General features: G+C 67.8%; 15 protein-coding genes and 1 pseudogene. 10 read left to right on the top strand and 6 right to left on the bottom strand.

What is annotated here, in order from left to right:
• Window positions 1-166: 166 nt before the first annotated feature.
• Window positions 167-721: an RNA polymerase sigma factor gene (locus ACSAMQ_RS09090; protein WP_435395337.1), complete on the bottom strand. Its 555-nt coding sequence runs from the start codon at window positions 719-721 to the stop codon at window positions 167-169.
• A 265-nt stretch (window positions 722-986) separates the two neighbouring features.
• Between ACSAMQ_RS09090 and ACSAMQ_RS09085 the strand changes: the two genes are divergently transcribed.
• Window positions 987-1,283 carry an NAD(P) transhydrogenase subunit alpha gene (locus ACSAMQ_RS09085; RefSeq protein WP_435395335.1) on the top strand — a complete coding sequence of 99 codons (297 nt, stop codon included), beginning with the start codon at window positions 987-989 and terminating at the stop codon, window positions 1,281-1,283.
• Window positions 1,284-1,425: 142 nt separating this feature from the next.
• Complete coding sequence (locus tag ACSAMQ_RS09080) at window positions 1,426-2,859, top strand: NAD(P)(+) transhydrogenase (Re/Si-specific) subunit beta (protein WP_435395334.1); 1,434 nt, start codon at window positions 1,426-1,428, stop codon at window positions 2,857-2,859.
• 948 nt (window positions 2,860-3,807) lie between these two features.
• Here the strand turns inward: ACSAMQ_RS09080 and ACSAMQ_RS09075 are convergent.
• From ACSAMQ_RS09075 to ACSAMQ_RS09065, 3 genes are all read right to left on the bottom strand, one after another.
• Window positions 3,808-4,413, bottom strand: coding sequence for a cytochrome P460 family protein (locus tag ACSAMQ_RS09075; RefSeq protein ID WP_435395333.1), 606 nt, complete (start codon window positions 4,411-4,413; stop codon window positions 3,808-3,810).
• The gene (locus ACSAMQ_RS09070; RefSeq protein ID WP_435395332.1) at window positions 4,403-4,909 is read right to left on the bottom strand and encodes a hypothetical protein; all 507 of its coding nucleotides are present in this window, start codon (window positions 4,907-4,909) and stop codon (window positions 4,403-4,405) included. Before ACSAMQ_RS09070 ends, ACSAMQ_RS09075 begins: the two co-directional genes overlap by 11 nt.
• A 116-nt stretch (window positions 4,910-5,025) precedes the next feature.
• A complete protein-coding gene (locus ACSAMQ_RS09065) occupies window positions 5,026-5,931 on the bottom strand; it encodes a helix-turn-helix domain-containing protein (RefSeq protein WP_435395331.1) in 906 nt (301 codons plus the stop codon).
• A 283-nt stretch (window positions 5,932-6,214) separates the two neighbouring features.
• Here ACSAMQ_RS09065 and ACSAMQ_RS09060 point away from each other — a divergent pair, with 283 nt between their 5' ends.
• Window positions 6,215-7,666, top strand: coding sequence for a PLP-dependent aminotransferase family protein (locus tag ACSAMQ_RS09060; RefSeq protein ID WP_435395330.1), 1,452 nt, complete (start codon window positions 6,215-6,217; stop codon window positions 7,664-7,666).
• A 752-nt stretch (window positions 7,667-8,418) separates the two neighbouring features.
• Here the strand turns inward: ACSAMQ_RS09060 and ACSAMQ_RS09055 are convergent.
• Window positions 8,419-8,772, bottom strand: a complete 354-nt coding sequence (locus ACSAMQ_RS09055; protein WP_435395329.1) for a hypothetical protein — start codon at window positions 8,770-8,772, stop codon at window positions 8,419-8,421.
• A gap of 160 nt (window positions 8,773-8,932) precedes the next feature.
• Window positions 8,933-9,385, bottom strand: coding sequence for a hypothetical protein (locus ACSAMQ_RS09050; RefSeq protein ID WP_435395328.1), 453 nt, complete (start codon window positions 9,383-9,385; stop codon window positions 8,933-8,935).
• A 101-nt stretch (window positions 9,386-9,486) separates the two neighbouring features.
• On the opposite strand from ACSAMQ_RS09050, the gene sufT reads away from it, so the two are divergent.
• From sufT to ACSAMQ_RS09015, 7 genes and pseudogenes are all read left to right on the top strand, one after another.
• The gene (sufT, locus tag ACSAMQ_RS09045) at window positions 9,487-10,038 is read left to right on the top strand and encodes a putative Fe-S cluster assembly protein SufT (protein ID WP_435395327.1); all 552 of its coding nucleotides are present in this window, start codon (window positions 9,487-9,489) and stop codon (window positions 10,036-10,038) included.
• Window positions 10,039-10,547: 509 nt separating this feature from the next.
• A complete protein-coding gene (locus tag ACSAMQ_RS09040) occupies window positions 10,548-12,326 on the top strand; it encodes a S8 family serine peptidase (protein WP_435395326.1) in 1,779 nt (592 codons plus the stop codon).
• A 503-nt stretch (window positions 12,327-12,829) separates the two neighbouring features.
• On the top strand, window positions 12,830-14,605 hold the full coding sequence (locus tag ACSAMQ_RS09035) for a S8 family peptidase (protein WP_435395325.1): 1,776 nt from the start codon (window positions 12,830-12,832) through the stop codon (window positions 14,603-14,605).
• A gap of 301 nt (window positions 14,606-14,906) precedes the next feature.
• Window positions 14,907-15,425 carry a hypothetical protein gene (locus ACSAMQ_RS09030; RefSeq protein WP_435395324.1) on the top strand — a complete coding sequence of 173 codons (519 nt, stop codon included), beginning with the start codon at window positions 14,907-14,909 and terminating at the stop codon, window positions 15,423-15,425.
• A 446-nt stretch (window positions 15,426-15,871) separates the two neighbouring features.
• Window positions 15,872-17,212 (top strand): annotated as a pseudogene (locus ACSAMQ_RS09025) (M12 family metallo-peptidase); the annotation flags it as partial.
• Window positions 17,198-17,827 (top strand): PKD domain-containing protein, encoded by a 630-nt coding sequence (locus ACSAMQ_RS09020; RefSeq protein WP_435395336.1) that lies wholly within the window; start codon window positions 17,198-17,200, stop codon window positions 17,825-17,827. The pseudogene ACSAMQ_RS09025 and the gene ACSAMQ_RS09020, both read left to right, overlap by 15 nt.
• A gap of 352 nt (window positions 17,828-18,179) precedes the next feature.
• Window positions 18,180-20,183 carry a proprotein convertase P-domain-containing protein gene (locus ACSAMQ_RS09015; protein WP_435395323.1) on the top strand — a complete coding sequence of 668 codons (2,004 nt, stop codon included), beginning with the start codon at window positions 18,180-18,182 and terminating at the stop codon, window positions 20,181-20,183.
• Window positions 20,184-20,296: the final 113 nt, after the last annotated feature.

Raw genomic sequence — 20,296 nt, 5'->3', positions numbered from 1 at the left:
GCGGCCGCGGCCTCGCTGCGGATCGTGCGCAGGCGGGCGCGGGTCTGCGGGGTCACCTGCTCGACGGCGCGTGCGTGCAGGGCGCGCATGGCCTGGTCGAACCGCTGGTCGCGATCGGCCGCGGGGTGAAGCTGGGGGCCCGCTGTGGGTCGTGCGTTCGGGGTCGTCATCGCCATTCCTCCAATTGCCGCTGCAGGGCTTCGCGCGCGCGCGACAGATGGGTTTTCACCGCGCCTTCGCTGCACCCCATCGCCCGCGCGGTCGTGGCGACGTCGAGTTCTTCCAGGATCCGCAGGCTGAAGGCCTCGCGTTGCCTGCGCGGCAGCCCGGTCAGCGCCTCGCTCAGGCGCGCATAGGCTTCGCGGCCGTCGTGAGTGCGCTGCGGATCCGGGCCGTCGTCGGCCCAGTCCAGCGGTGCGTCGTCCTCGCGCGCGGCCGGCGCCAGCCAGCGCAGGCGGAAGGTCCGCCGGCGCTGGATGTCGACGATCCGGCTGCGCAGGATGCTCCAGAACAACGGGGTCCATTCCGAGGCCGGGCGCTCGCGGTAGGCCAGCATCTTCATCATCGCGTCCTGGACCGCGTCGAGGGCGTCCTCGCGGTGGCGCAGGCCGAGCTCGGCGAAGCGGAACGCCCGCGTGCCCAGCCCGGCGAGGAAGGCCTCGATGGTCGCCGGCAAGCGCGCGGCCGGCTCCGGCGGCCCGTCTCCGGGCAGCGGCGGCATGTCCTGGACCCGTGGATCGGCATCGATGCTCACGGTGTCCAGCATACGGGCGCCTGGCGGCTGCAACACCTGGACGGCTCCTCAGTGCGCCGCGGCCCGGGGGCGCGCGCTGGGGTCGGACGGGGTCGGCATGGGGATTCCTGTGCGGTGGAATGTGCATTGCTTACGGAATCCGGCAACGCCCCGGGGCCGGATCGGTTGACAACGCTGGCGCCGCATTCACGGGCGGTTATGATGCGGCAGACATCGCATGGGGAAAGAACGGATGAGCGACGGGTTCGTGGCGCTGTACATCTTCATGCTGGCGGGCATCGCCGGCCACGTGATCATCTCGCGGGTGCCGGTGATCCTGCACACACCGCTGATGTCGGGTTCCAACTTCATTCACGGCATCGTCCTGATCGGCGCGATCATCGTGCTGGGGCATGCCGAGACCACCCTGGAAAAGGCCATCGGCTTCGTCGCCGTGCTGCTCGGCGCCGGCAACGCGGCCGGCGGCTACGTGGTGACCGAACGCATGCTGGAGATGTTCAAGTCCAGCAAGAAGGCGGGTGGCGCATGAGCGGATGGTCGTTTGACAGCGGGATCCGCGACTCGGGGCTCGGGACTCGATATCCGAAGCCGAAGTTCCGGAGGGTCGCGGCGCCCTCGGCGCTGCTGCGAGTCCCCAGGGCCCAGTCTCTGGTTCCGGCGGAGGCGATCGCATGATCTGGCTGGGTATCTTGGTCAAGTGCAGTTACCTGGTCGCCGCCACCCTGTTCCTGCTGGGCCTGCAGCGCATGGCCTCGCCGGTCACCGCGCGCAGCGGCATCCGCTGGGCCGGCGCGGGCATGGTCATCGCGACCGTGGCGACCTTCTTCCAGCCCGACTTGCACAACATGGGGCTGATCCTGCTCGCGGTCGGCATCGGCACCGCGCTGGCCTGGGTCTCGGGCAAGAAGGTCGCGATCACCGACATGCCGCAGATGGTCGCGCTGTACAACGGCATGGGCGGCGGTTCGGCGGCGGCGATCGGCGCGGTCGAGCTGTTGCGCCTGTCGGCGCGGCTGCCGGCCGAGCCCTTGCACGCGCAGATCGAACGCGGCGTGATCGAAATGCAGACGCCGAACATCGCCCTGGTGCTGGCGGTGGTCGGCGCGGCGATCGGCGCGGTGTCGCTGTCGGGTTCGGTGATCGCCTGGGCCAAGCTCGACGGGCGCCTGGACAAGCGCGTGGTGTTCCCCGGCCAGCAGATCTTCAACGGCCTGATCGCGTTGGCGATGGTGGCCTGCGGCATCGCCGCGGTGATGACCCTCAACGTGCCGGTGATCGTCGCCTTCTTCGTCCTGGCCCTGCTGCTCGGGGTGCTGATGACCCTGCCGATCGGCGGCGCCGACATGCCGGTGGTGATCTCGCTCTATAACGCCTTCACCGGCCTGGCCGTGGCCTTCGAGGGTTACGTGCTCGGCAACGAAGCGCTGATCATCGCCGGCACCATGGTCGGCGCGGCCGGCATGCTGCTGACGCGTTTGATGGCCAAGGCGATGAACCGGCCGATCAGCGGCGTGCTGTTCTCCAACTTCGGCGGTGGCGGCCAGGCGCAGGAAATCAGCGGCACCCAGAAGCCGATCGAGGCCGGCGATGTCGCCGCGATGATGGCCTTCGCCGAACGCGTGGTGATCGTGCCGGGCTACGGCCTGGCGGTGGCGCAGGCGCAGCACAAGATCTGGGAACTGACCCAGAAGCTGACCGAGCGCGGGGTCAAGGTGAAGTTCGCGATTCATCCGGTCGCCGGCCGCATGCCCGGCCACATGAACGTGCTGCTCGCCGAAGCCGGCGTGCCCTACGACATGATCGCCGACATGGACGACATCAACCCCGAATTCGCCAACACCGACGTGTCGCTGGTGATCGGCGCCAACGACGTGGTCAACCCGGTCGCCAAGACCGACCCGTCCTCGCCGATCTACGGCATGCCGATCCTGGACGTGGTCAATTCCAGGAATACGATCGTGATCAAGCGCGGCAAGGGCACGGGTTTTGCAGGCATCGAAAACGCGTTGTTCTACGCCGACAACACCCGGATGCTGTACGGCGACGGCGCGGAAATGGCCAGTGCGCTGGTCTCGGAGCTGAAGGCGCTCGACGGCGGGCATTGAGTCCGCCGGCAGTGGCGTGGCTGATGGCCGCGGTGGCCATGCGGGTGGCTGTGCCGGGGTTTTGATCGGTTCTTCGCTCTGTTCTGCCGCTACGCTGTCTGGTTCTCGCCTCTGTAGGAGCGACGTGAGTCGCGACCGCGGGACGCGCAAAGATGACAAGGCCGCCGTCATCCACCGAAGCGGCGCGCCTTCGCCAGGGTAGGAGCGGCGCGAGCCGCGACCGCATCTCTCAACCTGCCTCGTATCCGCAAGGCCCTTGTAGGAGCGACGTAAGTCGCGACCAAGGGACTTGCAGAGGCGACAAGGCCGCCGCCGTTCGTCGAAGCGACGGACTTTCGCAGGGTAGGAGCGGCGCGAGCCGCGACTGCGCAGCTTCGGTCTCGCGGCGTTTCGTGGCCGCAGCCCTGTAGGAGCGACGTGAGTCGCGACCACGAACGCGCATAGACAACGAAGCCGTCGCTATTCGTAGAAGCGGCATGCTTTCGCCAGGGGTAGGAGCGGCGCAAGCCGCGACATCGCTGTGGCGGCCTTACGGCGCGTCGTTCATCGAACGAGATCAAGATCAAGATCAAACCCAAAGCTTCCGCCACTAAAGCGGCGGGTTACTTTCTTTTGTCATAAGCAACAAAAGAAAGGTAACCAAAGAAAATGCATTTCCTTGAATCAAGGGCCCGCGCGTTCGATGCATCCGCGGTGATTTTTCATACGGGACATCCCTGTCCCGATGAAAAACGGCGCGCATCCTTGCGCGCCGCCCTCCGGATCTTCTATGGCCGTCGCTAGCGCGAGGCGACGCACAGCAAGGCTCACGCCAAAGCCAAGCCAGAAGCCACGGTCGCGGTCGCGGTCAGAGGCTAGATCAGGGTGCAGAGACAGAGGCGAAAAGACCTTGCGGTGCCGCTGGGTGACGGCCGGTCTCGATGCGCTTCCGATTCCAACGCGCTGCTTTCAGTCCCGTCTGGCCGGCGCAGGTTCAGCCGCCGAATCCTCGCGCCAGCGGCTGAACACCTGGTCATTGTCTTTCTGGCTGGCATGGCAGGCGGCGCAACCGTCGCGCTGCGCCGTGCGCAGGCGGTCGCGGCGTTCGCCGGCGGCGAATTCGGCGTAGCCCCAGCCGCCGGTGGCGGCGAAGCGCGCGCTGTCCTTGACCATCACGTCGATATGCCGGCGCGTTCCCTGGTCGATGGTGGCGTCGCCGTTGTCGCGTGTTTCGAACAGGTCGTAGACCAGCACCGAACCGTCGGCGAAGCGCCCGCTGCGATAGCCGTCGAGCGCTATGGCATTCGCGTAGATATGGTGCAGTCCGCCGAAGCGAGGGTAGGCGGCATGGCCGGAAGTGATCAGGCCGCTCTTGATGTGGGTCCAGCGCGAATAGCCTACCGGGAACGGGAGCGCGTGCGGGTCGGGGGCCGTCGCCGCGATGCGGGCGGGATCCGCCTTGTTCGGATCGGCGCCGGCGAATCCGCCGGCGGCGAGCGCGCCGCTCGCCGCAACCAGCGCGACGGCGGCGACCCACAGCGCCGTACGGCCCGGACGCAGGGCTTCAGCGGCCACGTGCGGTGCCGCCCGGTTGCAAGGCGCGGCCCACGCACCAGGCGATCGGCCAGGCCACGAAGCAGACGTGGACCAGGATACTGAGCACGATCCACAGCACGTCCTTCGGGATGCCGCCGCCCCCGGCGCGCGACAGCGGCACGACGATGAAATTCATCGCCACGAACAGCCACAGGCCGTACAGGGTCGACGACAGCCACGGCCGGCGCAGCATCCAGCTCAACTTGGTCGCGGCATAGGCGTAGACCGCGGCCATGATCAGTGCGATCAAATAATGCAGGGTCAGCCCGAGCGCCGCGGTCGAGGCGCCGCCGGCCAACGCCGCGTCGCGCCCGATCAGGCCAGAGGCGACGCTATGCAGGATGCGTTGCGCCGGCACTCCGGCGGTGATGCCCCAGTAGGTGATGGCGTAGACGATGTCGAGCGTGGCCGCGATCAGGCCGCCGGTCAGCGTCCAGAGCGGCAACGATCGCGCGGTGCGGTGGGCAGGGGTCATTGCGCAGGGTCCTGGCGGAGTGAGCGGGTCGGCGCTGCGAAGAACGCAGCGTCCGACATCGATGCAGGGTAGCGGGCGGTGCGGCGCAGCATCGGCTGCGCCGCGTGGCGCGGCGGCTAGGCGGCGGCGCGCGCGAGTTGCCGGTCGAGGCGCCGTGCCTGCGTGGCGGTGAGGCCGAACGAATTCTTGAAGGCGCGGCAGAACGCGCTCTGACTCTCGAAGCCCAGGGCCTCGGTGATCTCGCACACCGGCATGCGGGTTTCGCGGACCATTCGCCAGGCGCGGTCCGAGCGCAGGCGCGAGGCGAATTCGGTCGGCGTTTCGTCGAACACCTCGCGATAGATCCGGATCAGGTGGCAGGGCGAGTAGTTGGCGCTGCGCGCGAGCCGGTTGAGATCGAGGCGGATCTCCGGGTGGCGCCGGATCAGGTGCTGCACGCGCAGCAGCCTCAGCAGGGTCTGCTGGCGCCGGCGCTGGGTGCGGCCGCTGCAGCGCGGCAGCCGCGTCTGCAGATCGCGCTGTTGATCGATCAGCAGCGCGCACAGCGTGCGCAACAGCGCGTCGCCATTGGCGCCGAGCGCGCTCGGCGCGCCGACTCCGGTCTCGGCGGGCTGCGCGGCGAGCCGCGCCAGCCGCACCATCAGCCGTTGCGCGTCGCGCGGCGCCGGGCCCTCCCAGGGGAACAACTCTTCGGTGGTGTTGTCGGCGCCGGTCTGCAGATAACCGCGCCAGGCGGTATCCGGGCCGCACAGGCACAACCACCAGCACGGCAGGCGCGCACTGGTGCGCAAGCGGCCGTCGCGCCAGATCTGCAGGTGGCCGGGTTCGAGTTCCCACATGCTGTCGGCGGCTTCCAGGCGCAGCGGTCCGCGCAACGGCAGCCACAGCGACAGCCAGCCGGCCGGCAGGTCGAGCTGGACGGCGCGTCCGGAGGCCCGGACCAGGTGCAGGGCCGGCCGTGCGGCCGACTGCGACAGGTCGAGATGCTCGGCGAAATGAATCCGGTGATGTTGCAGGTTCATGCGACCCTCGTCCGGGAGGCGTGGCGGGCAGGCGCCACGTTCGTTGGCTCCTAAGCTAGCCATCCCTGGCCTGCATCTGGAGGGCCAATAATCCCGGCTTCGAAGGAGCCAATCGGCGCCGCCCGCCTGCGAGCGCCAACGCCGTCACGGAACGCGTTGCGCCCAGGTAGGCGGGCGCATGTGCCGATCTGCACCAAGTCGCTGTCCGGCCCTCGCAACTGGCCCATTGGCTTGGCAATATCGGCCGCACAGGCGGCCCGAGGGGGCCAATCCGGAGCCGCGAATGTACCTGCCGCTCGATGGCCGAGGACCGTTGCACGGGCAATTGGTCCGCTCGCTCAAGGACGCGGTGATGACCGGGCGGCTGCCGTCCGGACTGCGGTTTCCACCGACCCGGCTGCTGGCCCAGCAGCTCGGGGTGTCCCGCAATACCGTGTTGGCCGCTTACGAGCAACTGCGCGCCGAAGGCTTCATGCAGGCGCGGGTCGGCTCCGGCAGTTATGTCGCCATGCCCGGCGCGCCGGTGCAGCCGCGTTCGGAACCGCCGCAGCGGGTCGCGCCGCAGAGCGCCTATGCCCGGCGCCTGCGCCGCTACCACGACCACGCCCAGATGCCGGGCCGGCGGGTGCCCGGCGCCTTGCACAGCTTCCAGTACGGGGTGCCTTTCACCAATCCGCTGCTGACCTCGGCCTGGGCGCGGGCGCTGTCGCACGCGGCGGTCTATACCCAGCCGCATTACCCGACCGCGCAGGGCCTGCCGGCCTTGCGCGCGGCGGTCTGCGAATACCTGTCGTTGCGCCGCGGCGTGCAGGCGCGGCCCGAGGACATCGTGATCGTCACCGGCACCCAGCAGGCGGTCAGCCTGACTGCGCGCGTGGTGCTCGACGAAGGCGACGAGGTGGTGATCGAAGAGCCGCAGTACTTCGCCGTGCGCGAAGCCCTGCAGATCCATGGCGCTCGGCTGCTGCCGGTGCCGGTGGACGGCGAGGGCCTGCGCACGGATCTGCTGCCGGAGCGGCCGCCGCGGCTGATCTGCGTGACCCCGTCGCACCAGTTCCCGACCGGCGCGCTGATGTCGCTGGCGCGCCGGCGCGCCTTGCTCGACTACGCCTGCCGCCACGATTGCTGGATCTTCGAGGACGATTACGACGGCGAATTCCGCTACGACGCGCAACCGCACGCGGCCCTGTGCGGCCTCGACGACAGCCGCCGGGTGATCTACACCGGCACCTTCTCGAAAGTGCTGTTTCCTTCGCTGCGCCTGGGCTACATCGTCGCGCCGCCGGGTTTGCGCGACGACCTGATCAGCGCCAAGTGGGTCGACGATTTCGGCTCGCCGGCGATCGAGCAGGCCGCACTGGCCCACTTCCTCGCCGATGGCGGGTTCGAACGCCATCTGCGCCGGACCGCGAAGACCTTGAAACAACGCCGCGACGTCCTGCTGAACGCCCTGCGCCGCCTGGCGGGCGACGCCATCGACATCGACGATTCCCACGCCGGCATGCACTTGGTCGTGTGGCTGCGCGAACGCAGCGTCGCCCAGGGCGAGGCCTTCATCGCCTATGCGCAGAGCCGGGGATTGGGGCTGTACTCGATCGTCCCGTACTACTTCCAGCCGCCCGCCTGCGCGGGCTTGCTGCTCGGCTTCGGCGCGATGTCGGTGGCCGAGATCGAAGAAGCCGCGCGCGTGTTCGCCCTGTGTTTGAGCGAGATGGATTGGGCGAGCGTGGGGTAGGGAAGTGGCCGTCCCGGTCGGCGATGCGATTGCATCCGCCGGCGTTTGTGCATCGTTTTGCCCCTTTGCCCTTTGCCCTTTGCTTTTGTCTTTGCTGTGCGTCGCCTAGCACTTGCGAAGGCAATAGAAGACCCGAAGGGCGGCGCGCAGGGATGCGCGCCGTTTTTCATCGGGACAGGGATGTCCCGTATGAAAATCCCTGCGTTGGCATCGCTCGTGCGGGCCTGTGATTCAAAACAAAAGCATTTTTCTTTGGTGACTTTCTTTTGGGGCTTTGGCCAAAAGAAAGTTACCCGCCGCTTTAGTGGCGGAAGCTCTTATCGTTTGATCTTGACCTTGCCTCTCAAGAAGCTATAAGCAAGTGCAGAGCTTCCGCCCCCTAAAGGGTGCGGGTAACTTTCTTTTGGCCAAAGCCCCAAAAGAAAGTCACCAAAGAAAAGGGCTTTTCCTTGACGAAGCTCCCCTGCGAGCACGCAGCTTGCGCTGGGATTTTCCGATAAGACGTCCCTGTCCTATCGGAAAACGCCGCACGTCCTGTGCGGCGCCCTCCGGGTCTCCACTTGACCGGCAAAGCGGCAAAGCAGATCAAAACCCCGGCAACGGCAACGGCGTCGTGGTTGAGATAGATGCCCATCCCGGCCGGCGATGGCGGCTGAACGAACGCAGTCGGCTTGTGACCGTAGGAAATCCAGTAGGACGCCGCTCCTACCCCGGTAGCGTCGCTGCTTGCTGTGGCTGTGCGTTGTTTGGCACTAGCGAAGGCAATCGAAGACCCGGAGGGCGGCGCGCAAGGATGCGCGCCGTTTTTCATCGGGACAGGGATGTCCCGTATGAAAAATCCCTGCGTCGGCATCGAACGTGCGGGCCTGTGATTCAAAGAAAAGCATTTTTCTTTGGTTACCTTTCTTTTGTTGCTTATGACAAAAGAAAGTAACCCGCCGCTTTAGTGGCGGAAGCTCTTGGCGTTTGATCTTGATCTTGATCTTGATCTTGCATGAGCGTTGCGCCGCAAGACCGAAACAACGTGGTCGCGGCTTGTGACCGTAGGAAGTCCAGTAGGACGCCGCTCCTACCCTGCGACGGCACGCTACTTCGATGAGCAACATCGGTGTTGCGTTTCTGCGCGTCCCGCGGTCGCGGCTCACGCCGCTCCTACAGTGGCGGATTCGCAACCTCTTACTTCACCCCAGGCAGAGCTGCGGCCTCGAAGGCCGAGCAGAATTCCGGTGAAAGGACGAATCCCCAGACAGCCAGGGAAGCCGAAGCTCAGCGCGAAGCCACCACCGCCACCACCGCGGCGGCGGCCAGCCAGGCCAGGTCGGTGCCGGTGTTGGCGAGCTGGATCAGGGTCCAGGCGAAGTGCGGGCCCAGCTTGGGCGCGGCCTCCAAGGGGTCGAGCCCCAGCATGGCGCCGACCTGGGACGAGGCGATGCCCCAGTTGGCCACCACCACGATCACCGCGGTCGCGGACAGGCCCAGCGCGGCCCGGCGCGCGCCAGGGCGCCAGCCGCCCAGGCGCAGCATCCAGGCGATGTCGAGCGCCCCGATCACCGCCATCCAGCTGAACTGATGGTCGTAGGCGACCGAGAACAGCACCCAGAACGCGGCGAAACCGAAGGTGCCGAGCAACAGCAGCAGCCACGAGAACGGGGTGACGCGGCGTTCGTGGCGGTCGGCCGAGGCTGGGCTGCGCTGTTCGGTCGGGTGGGCGACGGTCATGGGCGGAACACTGTGGGCGGGGCAAGCCCTACAGCATAGCGGTCCCAGGCCGGTAGAATGGTGCGACTTGTGCTGCGGCACGGCATCCCCATCTTTCCGCCATGTATTCCCGCAGCAGCGAACCCGTCCGTTTCGAGCGCGATTGCGCCGTCGTCCTGGTGCCCCAGGGCGACCAGGTCACCCTGCCCGCGGGCAGCGTCGGCTATATCACCCAGGCCCTGGGCGGCAGCTACACCGTTTTCGTCGAGGGCAACCTGTTCCGCATCGCCGGCCGCGACGCCGACGCGATCGGCAAGGAGCCGCCGGAACCGCTGGAATTGCCCGAAGGCGCCGACGACGAAGCGGTCGAGCAACTGGTCTGGCGCCAGTTGCGCACCTGCTTCGACCCGGAGATCCCGATCAACGTGGTCGAGCTCGGCCTGGTCTACGAGGCTACCGTCAAGCACCGCGACGACGGCGAGCGCATGGTCGAAGTGCGCATGACCCTGACCGCGCCGGCTTGCGGCATGGGCGACATTCTGGTCGACGACGTACGCGCCAAGCTCGAGATGATCCCGACCGTGGCCGAAGCCGATGTCGAGCTGGTGTTCGACCCGCCGTGGAACCGCAACATGATGTCCGAGGCCGCCCGGCTCGAAACCGGCATGCTCTGAGGCGGTATGCCCTGAGCCGGCATGCCCATAGCCAGAATGCCCATGGCCGGAATGCCCTGAGCGCGACGGCAGCCTGACGCTGCCGCCCGCATCGCGCGTCGCCGGCGCCCGCCGGCGCGCTTCCCGACTACCTGAATGAGCTGAACCGAACACGCTGAACCGATCGGCCGAAGTCGTCGTCGGCGTGTCTCGTCGCGTCCGTTCGCCTGGTCACCCATCGCGTGGCTGCGATCCGCGCAGGACCCGTCCGCGCTTCCGGCCGCCGGGCCGCATGCGGCGGCGCACTGTCGGAATGCGTGACAGAAGGCACGGACGGAGCCCGGTTAATTGGCTTGCGCCGGCTTGAACGCACATTTGCCCAGCGCTTAGCGTGATACCGCGGACCGAGTCACAGCGAGTCCGTACACAAACAGCGCGGACGCTGTCGCGGACAGACGAAGGAATGGGTTCGGGCAGACCACCGCGCGTTGACGCCGTCCTTCGGCACTTCGTTTTTGGGGGTTTCATCCATGTCCGATCGTTCCATGCGCGCGATGCGCAAGCACGCGCTCGCCGCCGCCACCGCGACCGCTCTGTCCTGCGTCGCGATGTCCGCCTTCGCCGCCGACCGCATCAACCTCGCCGCCCTGGCCAACGAAAGCCAGGACGAATTCATCGTCAAATACCGCGACGGCAGCGCCCAGCGCAGCAACCCCGCCACCCTGGAGCGTTCGCTGAGCAGCGCCGCGACCGGGTTCGCCGGCAAGGGCAAGGCCCTCGGCCTCAAGCACCTGCGCCGCACCGCGCTCGGTTCGGACGTGGTCCGCGCCGGCCGCAAGCTCGACCGCGTCGAAGCCGAATCGCTGATGCGCCAGATCGCCGCCGACCCGAACGTCGAATACGTCGAGCCGAACGCGCGCATGTATCCGACCGCCACCCCGAACGACACCCGTTTCGGCGAGCAGTGGGGCTACACCGATGCCGACGCCGGCATCAACGCCACCACCGCCTGGGACGTCAGCACCGGCACCGGCGTGGTCGTGGCCGTGATCGACACCGGCATCGTCAGCCACAGCGACCTCAACGCCAACATCCTGCCCGGCTACGACTTCGTCAGCGACGCCACCGCCGCGCGCGACGGCAACGGCCGCGATTCCGACCCGAGCGATCAGGGCGACTGGTTCGTCGCCGGCGAGTGCGGGCGCAACTACAACAGCAATTCGAGCTGGCACGGCACCCACGTCGCCGGCACCGTCGCCGCGGTGACCAACAACGCCAAGGGCGTGGCCGGCACGGCCTACAACGCCAAGGTCGTGCCGGTGCGCGTGCTCGCCAAGTGCGGCGGCAGCCTGGCCGACATCGCAGACGCCATCACCTGGGCCTCGGGCGGCACCGTCTCCGGCGTGCCGGCCAACGCCAATCCGGCCGAAGTCATCAACATGAGCCTCGGCGGCGCCGGCGCCTGCGGTTCGACCTACCAGGCCGCGATCAACGGCGCCGTCTCGCGCGGCACCACCGTCGTGGTCGCCGCCGGCAACAACAACGGCAATGCCGCCGACGCGCGTCCGGCCAACTGCACCGGCGTGATCACCGTCGGCGCGGTCGACAGCGCCGGCGCGCGTTCGGTGTGGAGCAGCACGCAGAAGTCGAATTACGGTTCGGTGGTCGACATCGCCGCCCCGGGTTCCAACATCCTGTCGACGCTCAACGCCGGCACGACCACCCCGGGCGCGGAAAGCTATGCGTCCTACGGCGGTACCTCGATGGCGACGCCGCACGTCGCCGGCGTGGTCGCACTGCTGCAGGCCAAGGCGACGACGCCGAAGACTCCGGCCGAGATCGAGACCCTGCTCAAGAACACCGCGCGCGCCTTCCCGCAGACGCCCGACCAGCCGATCGGCGTGGGCATCGTCAACGCCAAGGCGGCGCTGGACGCGCTGGGCGGCACCCCGAACCCGGGAACCCAGACCTACAGCAACGGCACCGACTACAACATCCCGGACAACAACACGACCGGCGTGTCGAGCAGCATCGTGGTGTCGGGCCGCACCGGCAATGCGCCGAGCAACGCCTCGGTGACGGTCAACATCGTCCACCCGTACAAGGGCGACCTGAAGGTCGACCTGATCGCGCCGGACGGCTCGGTCTACACCATCCACAACCGCAGCGGCGGCAGTGCCGACAACGTCAGCGGCACGTTTACCGTGAACCTGTCGAGCGAAGCGCTCAACGGCACCTGGAAGCTGCGTGCGGTCGATGCCGCGGCGGCCGATGTCGGCCGCATCGACACCTGGAGCATCACGTTCTGATCGACCGCCGAGGCGCGGTACCGGCCCAGGCAAATCGACCCCGGCTTCGGCCGGGGTTTTTTTTGCGTTCTCGCGCGCAGGAGGCGCACAGGCGGGTTGCGCGGCCGACGATCGCCGTGGCGCCTGTGAATCCAGCGCGACGACGCCCGGCAAGCGCAACGACACGGCCCCGCCGCGAGGCCGGGCCGGCCGTGCAACAAGATGTGTCCGCTGCCGCGTTTTCGCGCCTGGGGTAGGGGGATTTTGCGTTTCTGCGTTGTGACGCCGATTGCATAAGCGAGTAGCAAATGCGTGATTCGCTTCACTTTTATGGCGCAAATGGGCAGCGCCAAAGCCTTGTCGTCGCGTCCGCGCAATCGCTAGCGTGAGTAGACCGATCGCATCGGCTTTCGCCGGAGGCGCTTCGCGAACAAGTCCGGGTACCGCGGCGTCCTCGTCGCCGCCGCGGTCCACCGGACGACTCCGCCGCATTGCGGCCACTTCAGTTTAGGGGTTCTCAACAGATGTCCGTTCGTTCGAATCGCGTACACGCCCTTGCCGCCGCCACCGCCCTGGTGCTGGCCTCGACCGTCGCCGGGTCGGCTATCGCCGCCGAGCGCGTCAACCTCAGCGGCCTGCAGACCGCCGCCAAGTTCGACCGCTTCATCGTCAAGTTCAGCGACGGCAGCGTCGAGCGCCGCAGCGCGGCGAGCGTGCAGAGCGCGCTCAGCACCGCCGCGACCGCCTCGGCCGGCAAGGTCAAGGGCAAGGCCGCGCTCGGCCTGAAGCACCTGCGCCGCACCGCCATCGGCGCCGACGTCGTGCGCGCCGACCGTGCGCTGGACCGCGCCGAAGCCGAATCGCTGATGCGCCAGATCGCCGCCGACCCGAACGTGGAATTCGTCGAAGTCGACGTGCGCCGCCATGCCCTGCTGACCCCGAACGACACCCACTACGGCCTGCAGTACGGCTTCAACGGCACCAACGGCGGCATGCGCGTCGACCAAGCCTGGGACGTCTCCACCGGCAGCGGCGCGGTGGTTGCCGTGCTCGACACCGGCATCACCCCGCACAGCGATCTCAATGCCAACATCCTGCCGGGCTACGACTTCATCAGCGACACCTTCGTCTCGCGCGACGGCGACGGCCGCGATTCCAACCCCAACGACGAAGGCGACTGGAACAACGCCACCGAGTGCGACCAGCCCGGTTACGACGTCGACGCCAGCAATTCGAGCTGGCACGGCACCCACGTCGCCGGCACCGTCGCCGCGGTGACCAACAACGCCAAGGGTGTCGCGGGCACCGCGTTCAACGCCAAGGTCGTGCCGGTGCGCGTGCTCGGCCGCTGCGGCGGTTACGACTCCGACATCTCCGACGCCATCGTCTGGGCGTCGGGCGGCAGCGTGTCGGGCATTCCGGCCAACGCCAATCCGGCCGAGGTGATCAACCTCAGCCTCGGCGGCGGCGGCGCCTGCCCGAGCAGCTACCAGACCGCGATCAACGGTGCGGTCGGCCGCGGCACCACCATCGTGGTGGCCGCCGGCAACGAAAGCGCGAACGTCTCGACCTCGACGCCGGCCAACTGCGCCAACGTCATCGCGGTCGCCGCGACGACTTCGACCGGCGCCAAAGCGGGCTTCTCGAACTACGGCACCGGCATCGACGTGTCGGCGCCGGGCGACCAGATCGCCTCGACCCACAATGGCGGCACCACCACCCAGGGCGCCGAGCAGTACGTGTACATGAGCGGCACCTCGATGGCCTCGCCGCACGTCGCCGGCGTGGTCGCGCTGCTGCAGTCGAAGGCGACCACGCCGAAGACCCCGGCCGAAATCGAAACCCTGCTCAAGAACACCGCGCGCGCTCTGCCCGGCGCCTGCTCGGGCGGCTGCGGCGCCGGCATCGTCAATGCCAAGGCCGCGCTCGACGCGCTCGGCGGCACCCCGCCGACCGGCGTGCAGACCTACACCAACGGCACCGACGTCGCCATTCCCGACAACGCCACGGTCGAAAGCAGCATCGTGGTGTCGGGCCGCACCGGCAACGCGCCGAGCACCGCTTCGATCTCGGTCAACATCGTCCACACCTACAAGGGCGACCTGAAGGTCGATCTGGTCGCGCCGGACGGCACCCTGTACAACCTCCACAACCGCACCGGCTCGGGCACCGACAACGTCATCGGCACCTTCACCAAGAACCTGTCGAGCGAGCTGCTCAACGGCACCTGGAAGCTGCGCGTCAACGACAACGCCTCGCAGGACACCGGCCGCATCGACACCTGGAGCATCACGTTCTAAGCCCGCCGGCAGGCCGCCCGTGCGGCCCGCCGTCGTTCAGAACCCCGGTTTCGACCGGGGTTCTTTTTTTAGGGGGCGCGCGCGGTCACCGAGGTGAACGCAGGCCGACTTGCGGCTTTGCGCGATGGCACGCTCACGTGCGCCGACGAACGCGGGGAGTAAGCTCGGCCTGTCGCCGGCTGCGGGCCGCGACCGTTCGCGATGCGCCCCGGGCGTCAACGGACCGCACCGCAACGCGCTCGCTAACCCCGGGCCCCAGGCTCATGCGTTCCATCGATACCCGCTTACAGGAGAAGCCCGCATGCCGTTCCCGATCCGTACCCTGTGGCTGTCGTCCACGGCCTTGTTCCTCTCCATTGCGATGACCGCCTGCATGGCCTCCAGCACCACTCCCGACAATGCGCCCGGCGCCAAGCCGCAAGCGAATTCCGAGGTCAATCCGGAAGTGAATCCGAACCCCAGGCGGGCGCCGGCCCAGGTCGGCGAACCTGCCGGCGGCGGTCCGTTCGCGCAATTCATCGTCAAGTACCGCGACGACAGCACGCCGCTCAAGCAGCAGGCCACGGTGCAGACGCGCTTGAACCAGACCGCGCAGCGCCTGCAAGGCGTGGCCGGCAAGAGCGGCGCGCCGACCCTGACCTGGAAGCATCGCATGGGCATCAACGCCGACGTGTTCAGCGTCAGCCCGGCGCTCGATCGCGCCGGCGCGCAGCGCCTGATGCAGGCCTTCGCCGCCGATCCGGACGTGCAGTTCATCGAGCCCGACAACCACATCGCGCTGGACCCGATCATCCGCGCGCCCGAGGCCATCGAGAAATAAGCGAACGAGAGAAGTCGTCGAGAGAAGCCGCCGGGACGCCTGCAAGGCTGCAAGAAATTCATTGACGCAGGCCACGTAATCTTCGCTGCGAAGCACAACGACCCCGGATTTTTTCCGGGGTTTTTTGTTGCGCGAACGGCGCCGCGAGGCGTAGGTTTTCGCGCGCCGGATTGCGCGGATTTCGCGCGCGCGGAAGAGTTTTCCGATGCATGACCTGCATCACGAACGGTGCGCTCTAATCGAACGCCGAAGCATTGCCGCGGCGGTGCGCGAACCGTTAGCGTCGGAATGCGGATGCAGCGACGAATCGATCCGCATTCCAGCTACGCAATGCCAGACCGGACACGATGGTAAGCAGCGCCGCCGAACAGGCCGTCGCCTCCCACGATGTTCCGGCGACCACCTTTCGGCCGCGTCTGCGGCTTCCATCTTCGGGGGTTCCACCAATGACCAATCCGTCCCGCAGCCGCGCCCGTGCGCGCGGTCTGAACACCGTTCGTCTCGCCGTACTCGCTTCCGCGATCGCCGCAATGCCGGCGTTCGCCGCACAGCCCTTGTTCGTCGGCGACGCCACCCCGCGCGCCGGCATCGCCGGCAGCCAGGGCTCGTCCGCCCTCAACCGCGCGCAAAGCCTGGCCGCCGCGCCGGCCACCGCCTCGCTGCGGCTCAAGCGCGCCGATCCGGCGGTGGTCAGCGCGCAGACCCGCGAGATCGAGCTGCAGCTCGGCGGCCACCTGGTCAATGCCGTGCTCGACAACGCCCGTGAGACCCGGGGCGGCAGCATCGTCTGGATGGGTCATCTGCGCGGCACCGGCAAGGCCGTCGCCCGCACCGCACGCGAAGTGCGCAGCGACGAACGCAACTCGGTCGCCCTGGTGCGCCGCGGCAACGGCGTCACCGGCAACGTCCGCGTCGACGGCCAGCTGTATCGTATCCGTCCGCTCGCCGACGGCAGCCACGCGGTGATCGAGGTCGACGAAAGCCGTATGCCGCCGGACCATGCCGCCGACTACAACGAGGCGAACCTGCCGCAGATCGACATGCGCGCGGCGGCGATGCAGGCTACCCGCAGCGGCGGCGGCCTGGTCGGCCCGGCCGCGACCGAACCGGGCGCCACCGCCACCATCCGCGTCCAGGTGGTCGCGACCAACGATGCGGTGACCGCCTATGGCGGCGACATGGAGGCCTTGATCGAACTGGCCGTGGCCGAAAGCAACCAGGGCTACGTCAATTCCAACGTCGGCATCAACATGGTGCTGGCCAACTACCGCACCGTGCAATACACCTCGGTCGGCGACGGTCACGCCACCGACGTGGACCGCTTCGAAGGCACCAACGACGGCTACATGGACGATATCCATGCCAGCCGCGATACCAACGCGGCCGACGTCAACGTGCTGGTGATCAACGACGACAGCAACTGCGGCCGCGCCGCCGCGATCGGCTCGAACGCCGCCACCGCGTTCGCGACCGTGCACTACGATTGCGCGACCGGCTACTACAGCTTCGCCCACGAAATCGGCCACCTGCTGTCGGCTCGCCACAACCCGCAGAACGACCCGAACACGCAGCCTTACGCCTACGGCCACGGCTACCAGTACATGCCCGCGCAGGGCGCGCGCTGGCGCACGATCATGGCCTACCAGTGCCCGGGCACGGCCTGTACCCGCCTGAACTACTGGTCTAACCCGGACATCACCTACGGCGGCGTGGCGATGGGCACGGCCGACGTGAGCCACAACCAGCGCGTGCTGGTGCAGACCAAGGCGGCGATGGCGGCATTCCGCGCCGACCCGGGCGCCAACGTCGCCCCGGTGGCGAACTTCAGCTCCAGCGCCAGTGGCCTGACCGTGAACTTCAGCGACAGCTCCAGCGACAGCGACGGCAGCATCGCCTCGCGCAGCTGGAGCTTCGGCGACGGCACCAGCTCGACCGCGACCAACCCGAGCAAGACCTACACCGCGGCCGGCACTTACAGCGTCGTGCTGACCGTCACCGACGACGACGGCGCCACCCACAGCAAGACCGCCTCGGTCACCGTCAGCGCCAGCGGCGTGCAGATCTACAGCAACGGCACCGACGTCGCCATTCCGGACAACAACGCCGCCGGCGCCAGCAGCAGCATCGCCGTGTCGGGGCGCAGCGGCAACGCACCGGGCAACGCCAGCATCTCGGTCAACATCGTCCACCCGTACAAGGGCGATCTGATCGTCGACCTGATCGCGCCGGACGGCTCGGTCTACAACATCCATAACCGCAGCGGCGGCAGCGCCGACAACGTCAGCGGCAGCTTCATCAAGAACCTGTCGAGCGAGCCGCTCAACGGCACCTGGAAGTTGCGCGCAGCCGACCGCGCCTCGCAGGACGTCGGCCGCATCGACAGCTGGAGCATCACCTTCTAAGCCCAGCGTTCCGATTTCACTGAAGTTTTCTGCTTGATTTTTCTCCTCAAGTTTTAGATGCAGGTTTGCGCTTCGCGTTTTGAGGAACCTCCCTCGGAGGGACCTCGTGCACGGGGGAGCCCGGTTCAAGGACCGGGCTCCTGAAACACCGGCGGGCTTAGGGGAGCCCGCTTTCCGCTCGACGCCGCTCCGGAACGGCCGCGACGAGCTGCGATCCGGACGCGGACCGCAGCCCGCTGCGGACGCGCCCGCCGCCGCTTGGTCCTTCGCCTCGAAGGGCCGGGCGGACCGGTCGGCCGGGCCGCGCTGCGGACCTCGCCACCACGTCGTCCTTCCCAACATGGAGCAAGCAATGAAACGACTGACCGCTTCCCTAGCCCTGCTCGCACTGTCGATCGGCAGCGCACTCGCCGCCCCGACCCAGCGTCCGGCGGCTTTCGACAACGCCCGACTCTCGCGCATCGACCGCGTCGCCCTGCGCAGCATGCCGGCCGTGGACGTCGCCAAGCTGCGCGCGGAAGATCTCAAGCGCGGCCGCAACGAAGCGCCGCGCTTCGCCACCGCCTTGCCGGTGGACATGAACACCCTCAACAGCGGCACCTGGGAAGATCTCGACGCCGACCACGCGGTCTGGCGCACGCGCATCGAGTCCAAGAACGCGCTGACCCTGAACTTCCATTTCGACCAGTTCAAGCTGCCCGCCGGCGCGCGCATGCTGATCTATCCGGCCGATCAGGCGCCGGGCTCCAGCGCCGCGCGCGTGCGCAGCTTCACTGCGGCCGACAACAACGATTTCAACGAACTGTGGACGCCGGTGGTGATCGGCGATGAAGCGGTGATCGAAGTGGTGGTGCCGCGCGCCAAGGTCGGCGAGCTCAAGCTGCACCTGGCCGCGGTCAACCACGATTACAAGGGCTTCGGCCGGCTCGCGCGCGACGCCGCGCTGGAGCAGGCTACCGGCGTGTCGGGCAGCTGCAACATCGACGTGGTCTGCCCCGAAGGCAACGGCCACCGCGACGTGATCCGTTCGGTCGCGGCCTATTCGAAGCAGGGCACGATGTGGTGCACCGGCTCGCTGGTCAACAACACTGCCAACGACAAGAAGATGTACTTCCTGACCGCGAACCACTGCGGCATGACCACTGCGGCCATCGCGTCGAGCATGGTGGTGTATTGGAATTACCAAAACTCGACCTGCCGCGCGCCGGGCTCGGCTTCCAGCGGCGCCAACGGCGACGGCTCGCTGTCGCAGTCGCAGACCGGCGCGGTGGTGCGCGCGACCAACGCCGCGTCCGACTTCACCCTGCTCGAACTCAACACCGCCGCCAACCCGGCCTTCAACCTGTTCTGGGCCGGCTGGGACCGCCGCGACCAGAACTTCGGCGGCGCGACCGCGATCCACCATCCCAACGTGGCCGAGAAGCGCATCAGCCATTCGACCACCGCGACCCAGATCAGCGGCTACAACGGCGCCAGCGGCACCACCCACCTGCACGTGTTCTGGCAGGCCAGCGGCGGCGTGACCGAGCCGGGTTCCTCGGGTTCGCCGATTTACAGCCCGGAAAAGCGCGTGCTGGGCCAACTGCACGGCGGCCCGTCGAGCTGCTCGGCGACCGGCGCCAACCGCAGCGACTACTACGGCCGCATCTTCACCTCCTGGACCGGCGGCGGTTCGGCCGCGACGCGCCTGAGCAACTGGCTCGATGCCGCCGGCACCGGCGCCCAGTTCATCGACGGCCTCGATTCCAGCGGCACGCCGGCCAACACCCCGCCGGTGGCGAACTTCAGCTCGAGCGCGAGCGGGTTGACCGTGAGTTTCACCGACAGCTCCAGCGACAGCGACGGCAGCATCGCCTCGCGCAGCTGGAACTTCGGCGACGGCACCAGCTCGACCGCGACCAACCCGTCCAAGACCTACAGCGCCGCCGGTACCTACACCGTCAGCCTGACCGTCACCGACGACGATGGCGCCACCCACACCAAGACCGCCTCGGTCACGGTCGGCACCGGCGGCGCCCAGACCTATACCAACGGCACCGACGTGGCCATCACCGACAACGCCACGGTCGAAAGCTCGATCGTCGTGTCCGGCCGCAGCGGCAACGCGCCGGCCAGCACGCCCGTCGCGGTCAACATCGTCCACACCTACAAGGGCGATCTGAAGGTCGACCTGGTCGCGCCGGACGGCACCCTCTACAACATCCACAACCGCACTGGCGGCAGCGCCGACAACGTCAGCGGCACCTTCACCAAGAACCTGTCGAGCGAGCCGCTCAACGGCACCTGGAAGCTGCGCGTCAACGACAATGCCAGCGCCGACACCGGCCGCATCGACAGCTGGAGCATCACGTTCTGATCGGCTGAGGCATCGCCGGTCCACATCGTGGCGATGCGTGTACGGAAACCCCGGCTTCGGCCGGGGTTTTCGTTTGGGGTACATGGCGCCGAGCGTGCGTATCCGACCGCGTC

Source organism: Lysobacter sp. 1R34A (assembly GCF_051217035.1).
GTDB lineage: Bacteria > Pseudomonadota > Gammaproteobacteria > Xanthomonadales > Xanthomonadaceae > Lysobacter.
The sequence above is the reverse complement of the archived record's forward strand: the minus strand, read 5'-3'. Positions and strand labels throughout refer to the sequence as shown.

Coding starts and splice junctions, on each gene's coding strand:
- ACSAMQ_RS09090 (WP_435395337.1), bottom strand. CDS start 721: ATGCCGCCGCTGCCCGGAGACGGGCCGCCGGAGCCGGCCGCGCGCTTG.
- ACSAMQ_RS09085 (WP_435395335.1), top strand. CDS start 987: ATGAGCGACGGGTTCGTGGCGCTGTACATCTTCATGCTGGCGGGCATC.
- ACSAMQ_RS09080 (WP_435395334.1), top strand. CDS start 1,426: ATGATCTGGCTGGGTATCTTGGTCAAGTGCAGTTACCTGGTCGCCGCC.
- ACSAMQ_RS09070 (WP_435395332.1), bottom strand. CDS start 4,909: ATGACCCCTGCCCACCGCACCGCGCGATCGTTGCCGCTCTGGACGCTG.
- ACSAMQ_RS09065 (WP_435395331.1), bottom strand. CDS start 5,931: ATGAACCTGCAACATCACCGGATTCATTTCGCCGAGCATCTCGACCTG.
- ACSAMQ_RS09060 (WP_435395330.1), top strand. CDS start 6,215: ATGTACCTGCCGCTCGATGGCCGAGGACCGTTGCACGGGCAATTGGTC.
- ACSAMQ_RS09055 (WP_435395329.1), bottom strand. CDS start 8,772: ATGTTGCTCATCGAAGTAGCGTGCCGTCGCAGGGTAGGAGCGGCGTCC.
- ACSAMQ_RS09050 (WP_435395328.1), bottom strand. CDS start 9,385: ATGACCGTCGCCCACCCGACCGAACAGCGCAGCCCAGCCTCGGCCGAC.
- sufT (WP_435395327.1), top strand. CDS start 9,487: ATGTATTCCCGCAGCAGCGAACCCGTCCGTTTCGAGCGCGATTGCGCC.
- ACSAMQ_RS09040 (WP_435395326.1), top strand. CDS start 10,548: ATGTCCGATCGTTCCATGCGCGCGATGCGCAAGCACGCGCTCGCCGCC.
- ACSAMQ_RS09035 (WP_435395325.1), top strand. CDS start 12,830: ATGTCCGTTCGTTCGAATCGCGTACACGCCCTTGCCGCCGCCACCGCC.
- ACSAMQ_RS09030 (WP_435395324.1), top strand. CDS start 14,907: ATGCCGTTCCCGATCCGTACCCTGTGGCTGTCGTCCACGGCCTTGTTC.
- ACSAMQ_RS09020 (WP_435395336.1), top strand. CDS start 17,198: ATGGCGGCATTCCGCGCCGACCCGGGCGCCAACGTCGCCCCGGTGGCG.
- ACSAMQ_RS09015 (WP_435395323.1), top strand. CDS start 18,180: ATGAAACGACTGACCGCTTCCCTAGCCCTGCTCGCACTGTCGATCGGC.